Genomic DNA, 12,598 nt, shown 5'->3' with positions numbered 1-12,598 from the left:
CCCGCGCGCTCCTTCGCACCGACACCCCACCAGGAACAGCACCCCATGTCACGCCGCCGTATCACCGCGCTCGCACTCACCGCCGCCGCCGCCCTCGCACTCACCGCCTGCAGCAGCGGCTCCGCAGCTCCCGCCGCCTCGGGCGAGGGCGACGACCTCGGTCTCGTGTCCGCGGGCACGCTCACCGTCGCCACCGAGGGCACCTACCGGCCCTTCAGCTACCACGACGAGTCGGGCGACCTCGTCGGCTTCGACGTCGAGATCGCCGAGGCCGTCGCCGACAAGCTCGGCCTCGAGATCCAGTTCGAGGAGACGCAGTGGGACGCGATCTTCGCCGGCCTCGACGCCGGGCGCTTCGACGTCATCGCCAATCAGGTGTCGATCAACCCGGAGCGCGAGGAGAAGTACCTCTTCAGCGCGCCGTACACCGTGTCGCCCGGCGTGATCGTCGTCCCGGAGGACGACGACTCCATCTCGAGCTTCGACGACCTCGCGGGCAAGACCACCGCGCAGTCGCTCACGAGCAACTGGTACGAGCTCGCCCAGTCCAGCGGCGCCACCGTCCAGGCCGTCGAGGGATGGGCGCAGGCCGTCGCGCTGCTGGAGCAGGGCCGCGTGGACGCCACCATCAACGACAGCCTCACCTTCCTCGACTACGAGAACACCGAAGGACCCACGGGGCTGAAGATCGCCGCCGAGACCGACGAACCGGGCCTCAGCGCCTTCGCGCTCACGCAGGACAAGGAGGCGCTCGTCGAGGCCATCGACGGCGCGCTCGCGGAGCTGCGCGAGGAGGGCGTGCTCGCCGACATCAGCGAGAAGTACTTCGGCGCCGACGTCACCGAGTAGTAGCCGCCGAGCCGCCGCTCGCCCTACCGTGGGCGGGCGGCGGCTCTCTGCCGCGCAGGAGGAGAGCCCATGGACGAAAGCATCTGGTCACTGCTCGTCGATTCGTTCTGGCCGCTGCTGCTGGCCGCGATCACCGGCACGATCCCGCTCGCCCTCGCCTCGTTCGCGCTCGGCATGGTGATCGCCGTGGCGGTCGCGCTGCTGCGGCTGTCGCGTAACCGCGTGCTGTCGAACATCGGGCGCTTCTACGTCTCGGTGATCCGCGGCACGCCGCTGCTCGTGCAGCTCTTCGTCATCTTCTACGGGATGCCGTCGGTCGGGGTCGTCATCGACCCGTGGCCGGCGGCGATCATCGCCTTCTCGCTCAACGTCGGCGGGTACGCCGCTGAGATCGTCCGAGCGGCGATCCTCTCCGTCCCGAAGGGGCAGTGGGAGGCCGCGCACACCGTCGGCTACTCGCAGACCCGCACCCTCACCAGGATCGTGCTGCCGCAGGCGGCCCGCGTCTCGGTGCCGCCCCTGTCGAACACCTTCATCTCGCTGGTCAAGGACACCTCGCTGGCGTCCACGATCCTGGTCACCGAGATGTTCCGCCAGGCGCAGCAGATCGCCGCGTTCTCGTTCGAGGTGCTCCCGATCTACCTCGAGGCGGCCCTCATCTACTGGCTGATCTGCCTGGTGCTCTCCACCGGACAGAGCGCGCTCGAACGGAGGCTCGACCGCTATGTCGCCCATTGACCCCTCGCACGACGACGCCCTCGCTCCACCTTCGCCGGCCGACGACCGGCCGCTGTTGACGGTCACCGGGCTGACGAAGAGCTTCGGCGACAATCGCGTCCTCGACGGCGTGGATCTCGAGGTGCGCCGCGGTGAGGTCGTCGTGCTCATCGGTCCGAGCGGCTCGGGCAAGACGACCGTGCTCCGGTCGCTCAACGGCCTCGAGACCCCAGAGGCCGGCACCGTGTCGTTCGCCGAAGGACCGAGGGTGGACTTCGCCCAGCCGGTGTCGAAAGCGGACCGCATCGCGCTGCGCGACCGTTCGGCCATGGTCTTCCAGCACCACAACCTCTTCCCCCATCGGACGGTGCTGCAGAACGTGATCGAGGGGCCGGTGTACGCGCACGGCGTGCCGAAGGCCGAGGCGGTCGCCCGCGCGGAGGCCCTGCTCGAGCGGGTGGGGCTGAGCGAGAAGCGCGACGCCTACCCGTTCGAGCTGTCCGGCGGTCAGCAGCAGCGCGTCGGGATCGTCCGCGCGCTCGCGCTGCAGCCCTCGCTGCTCCTCTTCGACGAGCCCACGAGCGCGCTGGACTCCGAGCTGGTCGGCGAGGTGCTGCTCGTGCTCAAGGAGCTCGCGGAAGAGGGATGGACGATGCTCATCGTCACCCACGAGCTGGCGTTCGCCCGTCAGGTCGCCGATGAGGTGCTGTTCTTCGACGGGGGCGTCGTCGTGGAACGCGGCGCGCCCAAGGAGCTGTTCACGGACCCCCGGCACGAGCGCACGCGGCGATTCGTCCATCGCCTGCTGCGCCCGTTCGAAGAGGAGTGACCGGCCGTCAGCCGGTCGGTCGCACCTCGAAGCCGCGCTCACCGGTGGGGGCGGCATCCGTCACCGTCGCCGACTCCACGAGCGAACCCGGGGGTCCCTCGGCCATCCACGCGAGCACCTCGTCGACCTGACCGGGAGTGCCCTCGACCTCGGCCTCGACGGAGCCGTCGTGCCGGTTGCGCACCCAGCCGGCGACACCCGCTTCGCGCGCGACCATGCGCAGGGTGTACCGGTAGCCCACGCCCTGCACCTCGCCGCGGACCGTCACGTGCACGCGTCTCATGCGTCCATCGTGCCCTGCCCGGGGGTGGAGCGGGGGAGGGGGCGATGCAAGGATGCCTGCATGGGAACGGTGGACGATCTGCTGGAGGAGCTCGACCGCGCCGACCGACCCTCGATCGAGCGGATCTACGCGATCGCCCGGGAGGAGGTGCCCGAGTCGGAGCAGGGCTCCGGCTACGGGATGCCGGCGCTGGTGTACCGCGGCAAGCCGCTGGTCTCGGTCATGCGCGCGAAGAAGCACATCGGTGTGTACCCCTTCAGTCCGGCCGCCGTCACCGCCGTCGCCGGCGCCCTCGCGGATCACCCGGGCATCGGCCTGGAGAAGGGCACGATCCGGTTCCAGCCGGAGCATCCGCTTCCGGATGAGGTGGTGCGGGCGATGGTCGTCGCCCGGAAGGAAGAGATCGACGGCTGACGCGGGCGTGACGACGCATCTTCGACGCGGACCGCTCAGTGCGGCAGCACGAGGCCCACGCCCAGTGCGATCATGACGACCGCGATCACGGCGTCCAGGATGCGCCACGCGCGCGGTGTCGAGAGCCAGCGGCCGAGCAGCCGCGCGCCGACGGCGAGACCGAAGAACCAGATCACGCTGGCGGCCATGGCGCCGGCGGCGAACAGCCAGCGCTGATCGCCGTGCGTGTTCGCGACTCCGCCGAGCAGGAACACCGTGTCGAGGTAGACGTGGGGGTTGAGCCACGTCAACGCGAGGCAGGTGAGAAGCACGACTCTCAGCCGCGTGCGGGGGGCGGCGGTCGTCGTGCGGGCGGAGACGGATGCCGGCGACTCGGCGCCTGATCCGGCGTCAGGGTCGCTCCCGGCCGACGGAGGGGTCGGGGTCGGGTCGGCGCCGCCCAGCGCACGGCCGGACGGACGCCATGCGCGCCGCGCCGCGAGCACGCCGTAGGTGACCAGGAACGTCGCGCCCGCCCACCGGACGACGTCGACCAGCCACGGCACAGCCTGAAGCACGAGACCGATTCCTGATACACCCAGCGCGATGAGGAGCGCGTCGGAGACGGCGCACACGGTCGCCACCGCCAGCACGTGCTCGCGGCGCATGCCTTGGCGGAGCACGAAGAGGTTCTGCGCGCCGATGGCGATGATGAGCGAGAAGCCGAGACCGAGGCCGGCGACGAGCGGGGAGAGCACGCTTCGACGGTACGAACCCGCCGACGTGTAGTCCAGCTCACGGTTCTTCAGTAGCATCAGCAGCACTTACGATGCGCATCCCGTTCGAACTGGCACAGACCCTGGCCGTCGTCGTCGACGAGGGCACGCTCGACGCCGCGGCCCGGCGCCTCCATCTGACGCCTTCCGCCGTCAGCCAGCGGGTGAAGGCGCTCGAGGAGCAGCTCGGCCGACTGCTGCTGGTGCGGTCGAAGCCCGCGCGGCCCACCGAGGCCGGACGGACGGTGATCCGCCTGGCTCGACAGACGACGCTGCTCGAGCACGATGCACTCGCCGAGCTCGGCGGGGATCCGGGTGACACGGCGCTCGCGAGCGTGCCCCTGGCGGTCAATGCCGACTCCCTGGCGACGTGGTTCCTCGAGCCGCTCGCCCGCCTCTCGCAGCGGCATCCGGTCGTCTTCGACCTGCACCGCGACGACCAGGACTTCACGGCCGGCCTGCTGGAGTCGGGGACGGTGATGGGCGCGGTGACCTCGCGAGCCGCGCCAGTGCCGGGCTGCCGCGCATCCGTGCTGGGCGCCATGCGGTACGAGGCCGTCGCCACGCCGACCTTCGCGGAACGCTGGCTGACCGGCGACCGCTCCGCTGCCCTCGCCGCAGCACCCGTGGTCGACTTCGACCGCCGCGACGACCTCCAGAACGAGTGGCTGACGGCACAAGGCGTCGACCCCGCACGCCCGCCGCGTCACTACGTTCCGGCGTCGAACGATTTCGCCACGGCGGTGCGACTCGGCCTCGGCTGGGCGATGCTGCCGCGCTTCCAGTCGCACGCCGCGCTCGACCGCGGCGAGCTCGTGCTGCTCGGCGGGCCGGGGGTGGACGTCGTCCTGCACTGGCAGCAGTGGAATCTCCGATCCCCGCTGCTGGACGCCATCGCCGAGGCGATCGTCGCCGAGGGTCGCCGGGTGCTCGCCCCCGTGCCGTGAGCTCAGCCGTCGCTCATGCGGAGGACGAGCTTGCCGCGGGTGTGCCCGGCCTCGATCGCGCGGTGCGCCGCGGCGGCCTCCGGCAGCTCGTACACCCGCTCGATGTAGACCTGCACCGCCCCGGAGTCCAGCAGGCGGGCGATCGTGGCTAGCGATCCGCCGTCGGGGATCACCTTATACGACGTCGCGCGGACGCCGACCGCAGCGGCCGCCGCGGCGTAGCCGGGCCACGAACCGGTCGGGACCAGGACGTAGAGGCCGCCCGGGCGCAGCGCCGCGAGCGAGCGCGTGCCGGTGTCGCCCGAGACGTTCCCGACCAGGTCGATCACGACGTCGACCTCGGCCACCACCTCCTCGAAGCGCGTGGTCGTGTAGTCGATGACGACGGCCGCCCCGAGCTCGCGGAGCCAGGAGGCGTTGCGGGCCGAGGTCGTCACCGTCACGTGCGCCCCGAAGTAGGCGGCGAACTGCACCGCGAAGTGCCCCACCCCGCCGCTGCCGGCGTGGATCAGCACCCGCTGCCCCTCGTGCGCATGGGCAGTCTCGACCACGAGCCCCCAGGCCGTCAGCGCCGCCAGCGGGACCCCCGCCGCCTCGACATGCGACAGTGAGGACGGCTTGCGCGCGACCGACAGCGTCGGGGCGACGACGTACTCGGCGTAGGCGCCGGGGGTGCGGGGGAAGGCCGCCATGCCGAACACCTCGGTGCCCGGCGGGAAGGGATGCGACTCGTACGGGCTCTTCACGACGATGCCGCTGAAGTCGTAGCCCAGCGTGGCGGGGAACGAGCCGATCGCGGCCGACACGCCGGCGCCCGAGCGCGTCTTGGCGTCGATGGGGTTCACGCCGGCTGCGACCACGCGCACGAGCAGTTCGCTGAGCACGGGGGAGGGGACGGGTACGGATGCCTCACGCAGCGCGTCGGGCGCGCCCGGCGCGTCCACGACCATCGCCCGCATGGCGTCCGGGGGTGCGGTCACCTCGGTGAGCGGGGCTTCGGGCGTCGATCGCAGCGGCCGGATCCTCATCGTCACTCCTTCCGCGGGCGTGCCGTCGTCGGCACGAGATTCCATCCCGGTGACACCAGTCAACCTCGCCCACGTCTCGCCCGTGTTACGCCGGTGCTAAGCCCAGCGGCAGGCCCGCCGGACGGGTGGGCGTCCGAATGCCCGCACGCTAGGGTGTCTCGCCCGCGGTGAGGGCGTGCAGCAGCCGCGTGAGGTTGCGGATGTCCTCCAGAGGCCATTCCTCGAGTGCGTCGACCAGGGCGCTCTCGTGCGGAGCGCGCGCCTCGGCGAGGCGCTCCAGCCCGAAGGCGGTCGGCGAGAGCTGGTGGGACCTGCCGTCATCGGGGTCGGGCGTGCGCTGTATGAGGCCCAGCTGCTCGAGCTCGCGCACGGTGCGGCTGATCTGTCCCTTGTCGGCCAGGAGGGTCTCGGCGAGTGCGGACGTCGTGATCCCCGGCCGTCGGACGATCGTGGTGAACACCTTGTACGCAGCGGGCAGCATGCCCGGGCTCAGCCGGTTCGCGTTCTCGCTGATGACACGGCGGAAGCGGCTGATCAGCTCTCCGAACTCCGCCTCGAGGGCGCGCACCGCCTCGGTGCGCGCCGCTCGGGTGTCTGGGGTGCTCATCGTGATCGACATTAGCGGCGGACGGATGCCTCGTCCGCCTGCGGGAGCGACCCCTCGGCGTCCCCGGCGGCGCCGGTGGCGGCATCCCCGTCCGCGCTCGCCGTGGCGGTGAGGGCGTTCATGCCGCCGGCTGTCGACACCGTGGCGAGGTCGGCCTCGCTCGCCTGCGCGCGTTCGCTCGTCGTCATGCGGGTGAGCGGCACGTTCGGCAGGAAGGCGATCGCGACGAGGCTCACCACGGCCAGTGGCACCGCGATGAGGAACGAGTGGGCGATCGCCTGGGCGTAGATGTCCTCGACGATCACGCGAACGGCCTCGGGGAGGGCTGACACCTGCGGGATGGTGCCCGACCGGAGCTGCTCTCCGACGGCGGCGCCCCTCGCCCCGAGCGGCGCGAGCGCAGCGAGGATGTCGTCCTTGCGCTGGATGAACAGGTCGGTCGCCGAGGCCGCGAGCACGGCACCCATCACCGACACGCCGATCGTGCCGCCGAGGCTGCGGAAGAAGGTCACGCCCGAGCTCGCGACGCCGATCTGGGTCGGCTTCGCGGTGTTCTGCACGATCAGCACGAGATTCTGCATCGTCATGCCGACGCCCGCGCCGAGCAGGAACATGTACAGCGAGACGAGTGCGAAGTTCGTGTCGTAGTGGATCGTCGACAGGAGGAACGATCCCGCGATCAGCAGCACGCCGCCCAGGATGAGGTACGGCTTCCAGAGCCCGTAACGGGTCACCAGTCCGCCGATCGCGATCGACGCGATCAGCAGCCCTCCGATCATCGGGATGGTCATCAGTCCCGCCTCGGTCGGGGTCGCGCCGCGGGCCAGCTGCATGTACTGGCTGAGGAACACCGACGTGCCGAACATGGCAATGCCGATGGAGATCGAGGCCACGACGGCCAGTGTGAAGGTGCGATCGCGGAACAGCGTCAGCGGCACCAGCGGCTCCGCCGAGCGCAGCTCGACGACGACGAAGAGCGCACCGGCCAGGAGGGCGCCGCCCACCATGAGAATCGTCTCGGTGCTCCACCAGTCGTCGTCCTTGCCGGCGCCCGTGATCCAGATCAGCAGCAGCGACACGGCCGCCGACAGGAGCACGATGCCGAGGTAGTCAATCCTCGCCTTCTGCTTCGGGCGGGCCGGCGGGTGCAGGGTGCGCTGCATGATGACGAGAGCGGCGACCGCGAACGGCAGGGCGATGAAGAAGTTCCAGCGCCAGGTGATCGTGTCGGTGATGAAGCCGCCCAGGAGTGGGCCGCCGACGGTGGCGACGGCCATGACCGCCCCGAACAGGCCCATGTAGCGGCCCCGCTCGCGAGGGCTGATGATGTCGGCCATGATGACCTGGCTGAGCGCGGCGAGGCCGCCCGCGCCGATGCCCTGCACCGCGCGGAAGGCGATGAGCGTCGCCGTGTCCTGCGCGAACCCGGCGGCCGCGGTGGCGAGCACGAACAGCACGATGGCGAGCTGGATGAGCAGCTTGCGGTTGAAGAGGTCGGCGAGCTTCCCCCAGACCGGGGTCGAGATCGCGGTGGTGAGCAGCGTCGCGGTGACGACCCACGTGAAGGCCGCCTGGTCGCCGCCGAGATCGTGGACGATGACCGGGAGCGAGGTCGACACCACGGTCGAGGCGAGCATCGACACGAACATGCCGAGGAGAAGGCCGGTGAGCGCCTGCAGCACCTGACGGTGGCGGCGCTTGTCTCCGGCGGCGACGGTACCCGTCGCGGGGTTGGTCGAAGTCATGGAGATCCTTGCGTGCAACGTGGCGGCGCATCGCGGCCGCGCGTGGCCGTCACTCTGCGTACACGTGAATAGTTGATGTGAATCAACTATAGCAATGTCGTTGATCTCGATCAACTAAACGCCGGACACGGCTGGATCCGACTGCGCTCGTCGGCAGCGGCATCCGTCCCCGCGCTTGCGGTGGTACCGGCGGGCACGGAGCCCGCGCGTGGCATAGGCACGAGGATGAGAACGTGTTCAGCGTCGAATTGCTGCCGGACGAGCAGGTGGACCGCACGGTGCGCGAGGACTGGGATCGGCTCCTCGCGGCCGATCTGCCGAGCTCGGGGCGCAACCCCGCGCCGAGCAACCGGCCGCACATCACGCTGGCCGTGCGGGATGCGCTCGAGCCGTCCGCGTTCGCCGCCGTCGCCGACATGCTCCCGGTCGCGGTGGAGCTCGGCGGCGTCGTGCTGCTCGGACACAAGAACCGGTACGTGCTGGCGCGCCACGTCGTGGTCAGCGCGCCGCTGCTGGCGATCCACCGGGCGGTCGCGGAGCTCGCGGGAAGACCCGAGCCGCACTACTCGAACACCGGCATCGACCGGTGGACTCCCCACATGACCCTGGCCCGAGGGCTCACCGCCGAGCGGCTCGCGACCGCGATGCGCCACATCACGGCTCCGCACATCGTGGGCCAGGCGGTGGGATTGCGGGTGTGGGATGCCTCCACCCGCCTCATCACGACCCTTCGCTGAGGCGACTCAGTCGGCGAGGGCGAGCGCGCGGAACGGCTCGCGGGGCGAAGCCGCGCGGTGCGGCATCCGCTCATCGCTGCGCCGCGAGCGCATCGTGCGCAGGTAGAGCTCGTCGATGAGCGCGGTCGCCAGGCGCACGAGCTTGGCGATCTCGGTTTCGTCCCGGTCGACCCAGGCACAGCGCGGCTCGTCGTCGACCGGCACGAAGCCGTCGTGCTGCTCCCACGCGACGAGCGTGCGCTCGGCGCCGAGCACGTGCTGCTGCCACCACACTTGGCGCAGGTACGAGCGGGGGATGCTGCGCCACGCCTTGTTCGTCGTCTTGATCTCGGCGAGCATGATGCGCCCCGCCCCGTCGACGGCGATGCCGTCGGGGGTGGCCAGGTGGCGCTTCTCGACCACGGCGTGGAAGAGGGCCGACGACGGACGGATGCCGTGCGTGGCAGCCACCCACGCGGCGATCTCCGGCTCGCGGGCGCGCCCGTGCGCGGTGTAGGCGTTGCCCGAGAACCCCGAGCCCATGAGCTTCGCGTCGGCCGCGCGGCCGATGGCCTTCTCGGAGGTCAGCGTCGCGACATCGGTCGCGGTGATCCCGCGGGACCGCGCGCGCACCCAGGCGACCCGGTCGCGGGAGTCCGCGACGATGCGGGCGGCGAGCTCGGGTGTCACGGATCAACCGTACGCCGCCGCTTCGACATCCGCCGCCGCGACACCCTGCCCCGAGTGCCACCGCATGTGCCCCGGCGCCCCCGGGATGCGCCCCGAGTGCACGGCCTGCAGCCGAGCGCACGGCCTGCCGGCGGCGATGAGCCGTGCTCTCGTTGCGGAGCCGTGCACTCGGTGCGCCGGCCCAGGGGTCGGGAGGAGGGGGCGCCGGATCGGGCGGGCGCCGAAGGGGTTGCGCGAGAGTCCTGGAGTGGCATCGTCGGGGGCATGGACACCATCACCAGCGCCGAGTTCCGAGCCTTCCCCGGAGTCGAGGACTGGCATCCGCGGGTGACCGGCGCGTTCGCCTTGTTCCGCACCGGCAGCTTCGAGGTGGGCGCGCAGCTGTTCGCCGCGATCGCCGAACTGGCCGAGGCATCCGACCACCATCCCGACGTCGATGTGCGCTACTCCGCGGTGCGCGTGCGCCTGTTCACGCACTCGGCGGGCGGGCTGACCGCCAAGGATGCCGAATTGGCCGCCCGCATCTCGGAGGCGGCGCGGGAGCTCGACCTCGCCGCCGAGACCGACCGGATGCAGGATCTGATGCTGGCCGTCGCCACGCCGGACCCGTCGGCGGTCCTGCCGTTCTGGAAGGCGGTGACAGGGTTTCGCGAGGTGCGCGACGGCGTCTTGTTCGATCGCGACGGGCGCGGGCCGCTGATCTGGTTCCAGCCCGTCACGCGTCCGATCCGCGGGCGATCGCACCTCGACGTCAACGCGCCCCGCGACGTCATCGAGAAGCGCCTCGCGGCGGCGCTCGCGGCCGGCGGCACGATCGCCGACGACTCCCACGCGCCGGAGTGGTGGACCCTGGCAGACGCGGACGGCCACAAGGTCGACCTCTGCCCCTGGCGGTTTTGACTCCTCCGCGCGAGCGCGCGAGCGCACGACCTGCCGACGAGAGCACGACGTACCGATGGCGGCAGCCCGTGCGCTCGGGCGCACGTCGTGCACTCACGCGCGGAAAGCCGGCGGGCCCGTGGGTGGCGCGCCTCCTCCACAGGAGAAGGTGCCGGCGAGTCCTCCGCAGATGCGAGGCATCCGCGCACGGAAGCCGGCGGCGGAACACACAATCGCACATGCCCCGTCGTCTTGCCTCCCTCGCCGAACTGGGCCCGGCCGTCCGGTCGCGTCGCGCGCTGGTCGACGAGGGATGGACGGACCGCGGCATCCGCGACGCTGTCGGCGCGAGGCGGCTTCGCCTCGTCCGCCGGGGGTGGTTCATCGAGTCCGACGAGTACGACGCGCTCTGGCCGGAGGCGCAGCATCTCGCGCACGTGCTGGCGGTCATGCGGGACAGCAGCGGGTCGGGGGTCGTCTCGCACGAGTCGGCCGCCGTGGTGTGGGGCCTTCCGCTGTACCGGCTCCGGCCCGCCCGCGTGCACCTGACGACGACGCCCGGCGCGCGGATCTCGAGCGGTGCGGACGTCTTCCGCCATGTCGCGCCGCTGCCCGCGGAAGACGTCGTCCTCCGCGAGGGACTCCGCGTGACCTCGCTGGCGCGCACGGTCTTCGACGTCGCGCGGACGCTCCCGGTCGAGCCGGCGCTCGTGATCGCAGACGCGGCGGAGAGGGCGATGGCGGCGCGCGGACGGGAGTGGGATCTGGATGCGGTCGAGTCGTGGCGGCGGGCATGGGAGACGCGAACGGATGCCGCGACCGGCGCCCGCGGCATCCGGCACGCTCGTCGCATCGGCGACTTCGCCGACGGTCGCTCGGAGTCGCCGGGTGAGAGCGTGAGCAGGCTGCAGATCGCGCGGCTCGGCTTCCGTCGCCCGGCGCTGCAGGTGCCGGTGCCTGGACCCGACGGGCGGGACTTCTTCCTGGACTTCCGGTTCACCGAGTGCGGTGCGTTCGGTGAGTTCGACGGCAAAGGGAAGTACGTCGACGAGGCGCTGCGACGCGGGCTCTCCATGGAGGCGATCCTGCTGCGCGAGAAGATGCGCGAGGACTGGGTACGGGGAACAACCCAGAGCGGCTTCGCGCGCTGGGGCGACGAGCACATCGGAACCGCCCGGGCGCTCGGCATGCGGCTCGATGCCTTCGGCATCCGGCCGCTCGGCTGACCGTGGCCTGCGAGTGCACGACCTCGCGTCGAACGCACGCCTGACGGCGGCCGCCAAGCCGTTCCCTCGACAACAAGCCGTGCGCTCGGGAGATGAGCGTCCCGGCGCGACAGAGACGGACGCGATCGGCCCGATTTGGCGGAGGGCGGGGCATCGCTTACCCTTGAGTGAGCCGAAGACCGCCGGTCATCGACGTGCGCGAAAGCGTGCGAGATCGAAGCACTGCAGATGCAGGGGCCCGCGCAGGTGTCACGAACGATTCTCCGGGATCATGCTCCGTGCGCTTGCGCCGGAGCTTTTTTCATTGCGTGACGAGATCAGGTGAGCGGATGCCTCCGGCCGGCGCCCCGCCACCGCGGAGCGTCTCGTACACACAAGGAGTGGCCATGGCGCAGAAGGAAGCATCGGTCGCCGAGCTCACGAAGCACTTCGAGGACTCGACCGCCGTTCTGCTGACCGAGTACCGCGGTCTGACGGTTGCGCAGCTCAAGGAGCTGCGCAACAGCATCCGTCAGGACGCGGAGTACGCCGTGGTGAAGAACACGCTGACCAAGATCGCCGCGAACAACGCGGGGATCACGTCGCTGGACGACGACCTCAAGGGTCCGTCTGCCGTGGCGTTCGTGCACGGTGACCCGGTCGCCGTCGCGAAGGGTCTGCGCGCCTTCGCCAAGGCACACCCTCTTCTCGTGATCAAGGGCGGCTTCTTCGACGGAAACCCCCTGAGCGCGGACGAGGTCAACAAGCTCGCCGACCTCGAGAGCCGTGAAGTCCTGCTGGCGAAGCTCGCCGGCGCGATGAAGGCCTCGATGACCAAGGCGGCCTACGTCTTCAACGCACTGCCGTCGAAGGCCGTTCGCACGGTCGACGCACTGCGCGAGAAGCAGGAGTCCGCGGCCTGAACCGGCCCCGG

Annotated in this window: 15 protein-coding genes; 9 read left to right on the top strand and 6 right to left on the bottom strand. The window is 70.9% G+C overall.

Going from position 1 to position 12,598, the window contains the following annotated elements; translation table 11 throughout:
- Positions 1-45 precede the first annotated feature (45 nt).
- The 3 genes from IR212_RS12155 to IR212_RS12145 all read left to right on the top strand — a co-directional run bounded on the left by IR212_RS12155 (position 46) and on the right by IR212_RS12145 (position 2,395).
- Positions 46-849 carry an amino acid ABC transporter substrate-binding protein gene (locus IR212_RS12155; protein WP_194396161.1) on the top strand — a complete coding sequence of 268 codons (804 nt, stop codon included), beginning with the start codon at positions 46-48 and terminating at the stop codon, positions 847-849.
- 69 nt (positions 850-918) lie between these two features.
- Complete coding sequence (locus IR212_RS12150) at positions 919-1,587, top strand: amino acid ABC transporter permease (RefSeq protein WP_194396160.1); 669 nt, start codon at positions 919-921, stop codon at positions 1,585-1,587.
- Positions 1,574-2,395 (top strand): amino acid ABC transporter ATP-binding protein, encoded by an 822-nt coding sequence (locus tag IR212_RS12145; RefSeq protein WP_273542096.1) that lies wholly within the window; start codon positions 1,574-1,576, stop codon positions 2,393-2,395. Before IR212_RS12150 ends, IR212_RS12145 begins: the two co-directional genes overlap by 14 nt.
- A 7-nt stretch (positions 2,396-2,402) precedes the next feature.
- Here the strand turns inward: IR212_RS12145 and IR212_RS12140 are convergent, their stop codons facing one another.
- Positions 2,403-2,678, bottom strand: coding sequence for an acylphosphatase (locus IR212_RS12140; protein ID WP_194396159.1), 276 nt, complete (start codon positions 2,676-2,678; stop codon positions 2,403-2,405).
- A 60-nt stretch (positions 2,679-2,738) separates the two neighbouring features.
- Between IR212_RS12140 and IR212_RS12135 the strand changes: the two genes are divergently transcribed.
- The gene (locus IR212_RS12135; protein ID WP_194396158.1) at positions 2,739-3,092 is read left to right on the top strand and encodes an iron chaperone; all 354 of its coding nucleotides are present in this window, start codon (positions 2,739-2,741) and stop codon (positions 3,090-3,092) included.
- A gap of 35 nt (positions 3,093-3,127) precedes the next feature.
- Here IR212_RS12135 and lysE read toward each other — a convergent pair whose 3' ends face one another.
- Positions 3,128-3,886, bottom strand: a complete 759-nt coding sequence (gene lysE / locus IR212_RS12130) for an L-lysine exporter (RefSeq protein ID WP_194396157.1) — start codon at positions 3,884-3,886, stop codon at positions 3,128-3,130.
- 14 nt (positions 3,887-3,900) lie between these two features.
- Here lysE and IR212_RS12125 point away from each other — a divergent pair, with 14 nt between their 5' ends.
- Positions 3,901-4,794 (top strand): LysR family transcriptional regulator ArgP, encoded by an 894-nt coding sequence (locus IR212_RS12125; RefSeq protein ID WP_194396156.1) that lies wholly within the window; start codon positions 3,901-3,903, stop codon positions 4,792-4,794.
- Positions 4,795-4,796: 2 nt separating this feature from the next.
- Here the strand turns inward: IR212_RS12125 and IR212_RS12120 are convergent, their stop codons facing one another.
- The 3 genes from IR212_RS12120 to IR212_RS12110 all read right to left on the bottom strand — a co-directional run bounded on the left by IR212_RS12120 (position 4,797) and on the right by IR212_RS12110 (position 8,174).
- Positions 4,797-5,822: an NADP-dependent oxidoreductase gene (locus tag IR212_RS12120; RefSeq protein ID WP_194396155.1), complete on the bottom strand. Its 1,026-nt coding sequence runs from the start codon at positions 5,820-5,822 to the stop codon at positions 4,797-4,799.
- Positions 5,823-5,970: 148 nt separating this feature from the next.
- Positions 5,971-6,429, bottom strand: a complete 459-nt coding sequence (locus tag IR212_RS12115; RefSeq protein WP_194396154.1) for a MarR family winged helix-turn-helix transcriptional regulator — start codon at positions 6,427-6,429, stop codon at positions 5,971-5,973.
- An 11-nt stretch (positions 6,430-6,440) separates the two neighbouring features.
- Positions 6,441-8,174, bottom strand: a complete 1,734-nt coding sequence (locus tag IR212_RS12110; protein ID WP_194396153.1) for an MDR family MFS transporter — start codon at positions 8,172-8,174, stop codon at positions 6,441-6,443.
- A gap of 233 nt (positions 8,175-8,407) precedes the next feature.
- Here IR212_RS12110 and IR212_RS12105 point away from each other — a divergent pair, with 233 nt between their 5' ends.
- Positions 8,408-8,911: a 2'-5' RNA ligase family protein gene (locus tag IR212_RS12105; protein ID WP_194396152.1), complete on the top strand. Its 504-nt coding sequence runs from the start codon at positions 8,408-8,410 to the stop codon at positions 8,909-8,911.
- Between the two features lie 6 nt (positions 8,912-8,917).
- Here IR212_RS12105 and IR212_RS12100 read toward each other — a convergent pair whose 3' ends face one another.
- Positions 8,918-9,580 (bottom strand): YqaJ viral recombinase family protein, encoded by a 663-nt coding sequence (locus IR212_RS12100; protein ID WP_194396151.1) that lies wholly within the window; start codon positions 9,578-9,580, stop codon positions 8,918-8,920.
- Between the two features lie 264 nt (positions 9,581-9,844).
- Here IR212_RS12100 and IR212_RS12095 point away from each other — a divergent pair, with 264 nt between their 5' ends.
- From IR212_RS12095 to rplJ, 3 genes are all read left to right on the top strand, one after another.
- Entirely contained in the window at positions 9,845-10,480 is a 636-nt protein-coding gene (locus tag IR212_RS12095; RefSeq protein WP_194396150.1) for a VOC family protein, read from the top strand.
- A gap of 218 nt (positions 10,481-10,698) precedes the next feature.
- Complete coding sequence (locus IR212_RS12090; RefSeq protein WP_194396149.1) at positions 10,699-11,685, top strand: hypothetical protein; 987 nt, start codon at positions 10,699-10,701, stop codon at positions 11,683-11,685.
- Positions 11,686-12,071: 386 nt separating this feature from the next.
- Positions 12,072-12,587, top strand: coding sequence for a 50S ribosomal protein L10 (gene rplJ / locus IR212_RS12085; RefSeq protein WP_194396148.1), 516 nt, complete (start codon positions 12,072-12,074; stop codon positions 12,585-12,587).
- The last annotated feature ends 11 nt before the right edge of the window (positions 12,588-12,598 follow it).

Origin of the sequence: Microbacterium atlanticum, from assembly GCF_015277815.1 — a bacterium.
Classification (GTDB): domain Bacteria; phylum Actinomycetota; class Actinomycetes; order Actinomycetales; family Microbacteriaceae; genus Microbacterium; species Microbacterium atlanticum.
Note: the sequence above shows the minus strand (reverse complement) of the source record. Positions and strands in the feature narration are given on the sequence as shown.

Coding starts and splice junctions, on each gene's coding strand:
- IR212_RS12095 (WP_194396150.1), top strand. CDS start 9,845: ATGGACACCATCACCAGCGCCGAGTTCCGAGCCTTCCCCGGAGTCGAG.
- IR212_RS12150 (WP_194396160.1), top strand. CDS start 919: ATGGACGAAAGCATCTGGTCACTGCTCGTCGATTCGTTCTGGCCGCTG.
- rplJ (WP_194396148.1), top strand. CDS start 12,072: ATGGCGCAGAAGGAAGCATCGGTCGCCGAGCTCACGAAGCACTTCGAG.
- IR212_RS12155 (WP_194396161.1), top strand. CDS start 46: ATGTCACGCCGCCGTATCACCGCGCTCGCACTCACCGCCGCCGCCGCC.
- IR212_RS12135 (WP_194396158.1), top strand. CDS start 2,739: ATGGGAACGGTGGACGATCTGCTGGAGGAGCTCGACCGCGCCGACCGA.
- IR212_RS12140 (WP_194396159.1), bottom strand. CDS start 2,678: ATGAGACGCGTGCACGTGACGGTCCGCGGCGAGGTGCAGGGCGTGGGC.
- IR212_RS12125 (WP_194396156.1), top strand. CDS start 3,901: ATGCGCATCCCGTTCGAACTGGCACAGACCCTGGCCGTCGTCGTCGAC.
- IR212_RS12120 (WP_194396155.1), bottom strand. CDS start 5,822: ATGAGGATCCGGCCGCTGCGATCGACGCCCGAAGCCCCGCTCACCGAG.
- IR212_RS12115 (WP_194396154.1), bottom strand. CDS start 6,429: ATGAGCACCCCAGACACCCGAGCGGCGCGCACCGAGGCGGTGCGCGCC.
- IR212_RS12145 (WP_273542096.1), top strand. CDS start 1,574: ATGTCGCCCATTGACCCCTCGCACGACGACGCCCTCGCTCCACCTTCG.
- IR212_RS12110 (WP_194396153.1), bottom strand. CDS start 8,174: ATGACTTCGACCAACCCCGCGACGGGTACCGTCGCCGCCGGAGACAAG.
- IR212_RS12090 (WP_194396149.1), top strand. CDS start 10,699: ATGCCCCGTCGTCTTGCCTCCCTCGCCGAACTGGGCCCGGCCGTCCGG.
- lysE (WP_194396157.1), bottom strand. CDS start 3,886: ATGCTACTGAAGAACCGTGAGCTGGACTACACGTCGGCGGGTTCGTAC.